The organism is Moorena sp. SIO4E2, assembly GCF_010671945.1.
GTDB classification, from domain to species: Bacteria; Cyanobacteriota; Cyanobacteriia; order Cyanobacteriales; family Coleofasciculaceae; genus Moorena; species Moorena producens.
On record NZ_JAAHIE010000491.1, the window covers coordinates 1 to 5,328 of the forward strand.

General features: G+C 46.0%; 5 protein-coding genes. All 5 read right to left on the reverse strand.

Annotated elements, in window-relative coordinates; all coding sequences use genetic code 11:
- A partial coding sequence (gene ccmN, locus F6K37_RS31260) for a beta-carboxysome scaffolding protein CcmN (RefSeq protein ID WP_502887787.1) occupies nucleotides 1-352 on the reverse strand: 352 nt, incomplete at its 3' end.
- A gap of 381 nt (nucleotides 353-733) precedes the next feature.
- Nucleotides 734-2,413 carry a beta-carboxysome scaffolding protein CcmM gene (gene ccmM / locus F6K37_RS31265; protein ID WP_008185078.1) on the reverse strand — a complete coding sequence of 560 codons (1,680 nt, stop codon included), beginning with the start codon at nucleotides 2,411-2,413 and terminating at the stop codon, nucleotides 734-736.
- Nucleotides 2,414-2,716: 303 nt separating this feature from the next.
- The gene (ccmL, locus tag F6K37_RS31270; RefSeq protein ID WP_008185074.1) at nucleotides 2,717-3,016 is read right to left on the reverse strand and encodes a beta-carboxysome shell vertex protein CcmL; all 300 of its coding nucleotides are present in this window, start codon (nucleotides 3,014-3,016) and stop codon (nucleotides 2,717-2,719) included.
- A 167-nt stretch (nucleotides 3,017-3,183) separates the two neighbouring features.
- Entirely contained in the window at nucleotides 3,184-3,525 is a 342-nt protein-coding gene (locus F6K37_RS31275) for a carbon dioxide-concentrating mechanism protein CcmK (protein WP_044493402.1), read from the reverse strand.
- A gap of 183 nt (nucleotides 3,526-3,708) precedes the next feature.
- On the reverse strand, nucleotides 3,709-4,020 hold the full coding sequence (locus F6K37_RS31280; protein WP_008185070.1) for a carbon dioxide-concentrating mechanism protein CcmK: 312 nt from the start codon (nucleotides 4,018-4,020) through the stop codon (nucleotides 3,709-3,711).
- Nucleotides 4,021-5,328: the final 1,308 nt, after the last annotated feature.

Genomic DNA, 5,328 nt, shown 5'->3' on the forward strand with positions numbered 1-5,328 from the left:
ACTCCTGAGGTTTCTGCTCCAAGCTATCAGGAGTTGGTTGAGACTCTTCCGGTAATGGACGCCCCTTATCCCCCAACACGGAGGCTGATGGTACCACTTGTAAGGATTCTACAGAATGATTCCAAATTGTCGTCAGGGAGCCAATACTAGCATTAGCGCCAATTTTTCCCTTCCCCACGACCAGAACCCCAGCTCCCAAACTCGCTCCTGATTCCACCTCCACAGTACCTTTGTGAGCATGAATAATTGCTCCCATACCGATACAAACACCGGCTGCAATCGTTATTTTACTGTCTGGATCCGCTCGCAAAATTACCCCTGCTGAAATAGCAGCACTAGGATCAATGCTCACATTTCCTTCCACGTGTATATGAGAATTATTACTCAATAGAAGTTTAGGCAAGTGCATAATTTTGGGCACAGTAGACTTCGCTGCAATTGTCGGGGTAAAGAATTCTGGGTAAAGGGTTTTAGGATTAAATTTGACTCTAGCACTATCATTTTTGATGGCTTCTTTACCGTTGCAAGAAGTCTAATAGCTATCAATAAGCTGGTCTTGATTTAAATTGAATGATTCTGACAGCAAGGGATTAGGGGGATAGGGTTTGACGGTTTTTTTTCTAAGGGATGCAGTGCGGTATTGGGGCTTCCCCCCATCTACCCACACTTCCCACACTTCCCACACCTCCCACACTTCCCCCTCTTTCCCTGTTCCCTGTGCTATACTTATAATTTACGGCTTTTGAATCAGCGTCTCTAGAACACGCCGTTTAGCTTTCGGATCAATACCAATCAACCTTACATACTCACCCGAATGTTCAACCAAGCAGGTTTCTAGACCTTCAACCACGTCTGAAACCTGAGTAGAATCAATGGGGGAGCAACTCTGCCAAGAGCTGGTGCGGAATCGACGTTTATCCGCATGTTCAGTACCAATGCGAAAACCTTGGGACAACAAGTTACGAATCTTATCAATGATATCTTGACTCAAGGATGAACCAGAAGCGCTGCTGCCATTAAATCCTGAGGATTGCGTTGAACGGGGAGTATAGCTACTACTACTAGGGGCAGATTTAGCACCAGGGTTGACAGTGTCCCCAGGTTTTTGAATAATCTTTTCCATCACCCGGCGCTTAGCTTGCGGGTCAATCCCAATCAGTCGGACATACTCACCAGCGTGGTCTGCCAAACAAGCTCCCAGGTCTGCCACAGCCTGTGATACGTTATCGGAGTTTATGCCAGGAGCACTCTTCCAGGAACTAGTCCGGAAGCGACGCTCATCAGCATACTCAATACCAATGCGATACCCTTGGGACAACAGTTGACGAACTAGATCATCCACTGATGCCTCTAAGCCATTGTTAGATACAGCCGCAGCAGGTTGGGGAGCAGAGCTGTAGGGGCTGTAGCTGCTTGAACCAGATCCACTGGAACTCCGAGACACTTGGCCACCCGGTTTTTGGATAATCTCTTCACACACCCGGCGTTTAGCTTTCGGGTCAATCCCAATTAGTCGGACATACTCACCAGCGTGGTCTGCCAGACAATCACCCAAGGATTGGAGCACTTCTGATTCACGATCGGAGTCTATTCCGGAAGCACTCTTCCAGGAACTAGTACGGAAGCGACGCTCATCAGCATATTCAGCACCAATTCGGTATCCTTGGCCTAACAGTTGACGAACTCGTTGTTGAAGCTCTGAACTTAATCCTGTATTTGAAGACATTGATCTGAAAGATTTATGGGAACTATCAGGGCTACTATGACCATTAGAGTCAGCATTTTCGGCAATTTCCTTGCGGATGGGCATCATGCAGGAATCATCCTCTGCACACTGATAACCCGCCCGCAATGCCTCATTGATTGCCACCACATGGTTAGCAAACGTTCTATCTTGCTCTTCTACATCCGGTAGTCGGTCAGCTTGCTGCTGATTAGTAATCACCGCTCCGGAAGGCACATATTTACCGGGAGGAATTTCGACATCCTGAACAAGGGCATGCATCATCACAATACAGCCCTTGCCAACTCTAGCATTAAACACCGTAGAGCGAAAGCCAATAAAGCAATCATCCCCAATATAAGCAGGACCATGAATCAGGCTCAAGTGGGTAATTGATGCATTCTTGCCAATCCAGACCGAGTACTCTTTCTGGTCATCCCCAACAACCCGACCTTCTTCAAGACCATGAATCACAACACCATCTTGAATATTAGTGCCTTCACCGATGTAAAATGCTCCCCCTTCATCAGCTCGAATCGAGGTTCCCGAAGCAATCAATACATTGGCCGCAATCTCTACATTTCCAATGATGTTGGAAAAAGAATGCACATAAGCTGTGTCATCAATTTTTGGTTCGGCCAGATTCCTTGACCACGGTGTTGGGGGAGCTGCCTGGGTGCTAAATGCCATAGATGTTTTCCTCCTAATTTTTATTTGAGATACACTGTCATGAAATAGATTTTTGTCAAGCCCCACACTTGAGGATTGGGGTTAGTTATTTCTGCTGCTCCCACTCGGGAATTGTAATCACGCAGAAATTGCTGGATTGTTAATAGTTAACCTCTACCGTTATGGCTTATCGTTACAAATAACTGCTTTGGAAAGCTATAGGGCTCAAGTCAGAATCGAGCAATGGATAACCAGGGATAAGCTACTACCCAAAGCTACTACCCAAAGCTACTACCCAAAGCTACTATTGTCCGAACCTACTCACTAATACTGGTCTTTTTTGCTGTAGAGCATGCTATTGTCCACACTGACCGTGTCAATAATCCCCACCACCATAGCGTCGATGGGACGCTTGTCACTCTCACCGACTTGCCGAGCCGCGCTGCCACGGCTGACTAGCACCCACTCATTTATACCAGCACCGACTATGTCAGCTGCGACCTCATACTTGGGGAGTGGTTCTCCTGCATCATCTAGGTATTGCAGGAAAAGGAATTTAGTTCCTCTAAGACTAGGATCTTTATAAGTACTAACGACCGTGCCTCGGACCTTGGCAATTTGCATTGACCTAACTTATAACAGGACTTGGGGTGACAGGACTTGGGGGGAGATGGATTAGGGAGCAGTTATATGGCGAAGCCAAAACTAGTGGATCAAGCAATCTCTCCCCTCATGGTAAGCACATCCCCTACTTGACACCGGCATGTCTTGAATCTCAAATTGGCGGACGATTATGGACGGTTCATCGGACGGATGGCGTTAGTACTCTCCCGGAACTGTTCCACATCTTCGGTATAACGAATTGGTAGAACATACTCCAGGTTTTCGTGAGGTCGAGCAATAATATGGGTAGATAATACCTGACCTCCATTGACACGCTTAACGTTATCAACCCCAGCGGATACGGAAGCTTGCACCTCAGACACATCTCCCCGCACAATCACGGTTACACGAGCGCTACCAATTTTTTCATAACCCACAAGGGTGACACGAGCCGCTTTCACCATAGCATCTGCGGCTTCTACAACCGCTGGAAAACCAAGGGTTTCCACCATTCCCACAGCAATTGACATGAATTTTACTCCTAGACGTTTATCAAGATTTTGATCAACCCACGCGCTGACCACACGTGGGATGGTTGTGACGGCATATAAGCGCTCTTTGCTAAACCTATAGTCACTGCATACCAACCAGTTCAGCACCCAAGCTTGTGCCAATTGCCTCTAGACTCTCTATGGTTTTTAGGAGCATCTTGGCTAATAGCTACGGAACTGTTCCACAGCTTCGCTGTAACGAATTGGTAGGACATACTCTAAGTTTTCATGGGGACGAGCGATGATGTGGGTTGATACCACCTTACCTCCATTCACCCGGTTTGCTGATTCTATCCCAGCGGATACGGAAGCTTGCACTTCGGAAACATCTCCCCGCACAATCACGGTTACACGAGCGCTACCGATTTTTTCATAACCCACAAGGGTGACGCGAGCGGCTTTAACCATCGCATCAGCTGCTTCTACAACAGCTGGAAAGCCCTCAGTTTCAATCATTCCAACAGCAATTGGCATTTCGCTTTTCTCCTAGTGGATTAGTCAAATAATAGTGATGAACGCTCCCTAACTCACCTGGCAGTGTAGTTAGGGCAGTGTAGTTAGGGTTTCTGTGGCATTGCAGATAACTTAGGACTTACGAAGTTTAGTTGGTTTTGCCCCCCTGCCCCCCCAAGCGAGGGATTGTTCGCTTGGGGGGTAATGATGTCAAAGTCCCCCAGAATTGGGGGATTTATGGGGCACTTGCGTAAGTCCTGTAACTGCAATGTTGCCGGGTAAATCGGCCTTTTCGATACACCGTCAGAACGTGAGCCGACCAAGCCCATTGCAGGTAGCTAACTGACCTAGCTAACTGACCTAGCTAATTCACCTAGCTAAATCAGGTAGCTAAGTGTATTGGTCGTGCTTCTGTGCTTCCCTTGCTCCCCGCTTAATCCGCCTCATGGTTAGTTTGGGGGGGATTAAAGGGTGGAGGGGGGTGTGGGTTTGCCTGACCAAAAGTCATTGTTTCCCTGGCTTTTCGGCCAAGCTACGCTAACACCCCGGCTCAAACAAAGATAGTAGACGGGGAATGCCCCCAACATCTTTGTTTAAAGGACAACCAAAACTAAGCATAGAGAACCTTGGCGTATTTGACAATATAAAATATGATAATACTTCTTAATGAGAGACCTTAACAAAACTTAACATTCCGAGGGGGTCAGCTAGATTAGTTAACGAAAATTAACCGTTTTGGAGAATGGTTGCTTTTGTTTTATAATTTTTTTATAACTTTTAGATAAGTAATCCTCACTAAGCGCCAGAATTTGAGTGCGGTCACCGAGTTCCTGGGTTACGACACGGGGAACTGGGTCGCTCTAACCTGACTAAGGAGAGATGGGTGGATAGATGGCTTGTCAAGCCTGATTTGAGCTTTAATACATTAGCTTGATCAGTTGTCAAGCCCGACTTGACCTTTAATCAGTTAGCGTTATCGGTTCTATAAAGGTTACTTGTCATGATGTCAATAACCACGTTTTATGGTAATGATCAAAAAAATATTATGGAAAAATCTGCCTGGATTATGTCCAAGATAACCCTTAACTGATAAAGTTATAAAAATACTAATGATTTAAGACAAATCACCACATTATTAGCTGTAAACCGAGGAAAATCGTAACTTTAAAAATCCGTTTGGGCTAATTAGTACCGATTTTTATTTAATTGATTCAATGAAATGATGAGGTCAAGGCGTGATGACTGAGTTCCTTACTCAGACTATTTGGGTAGTTCCTATTTACAGTTGGATTGGGGCATTTTTAACTATGTGACACTGGTATCGGATGT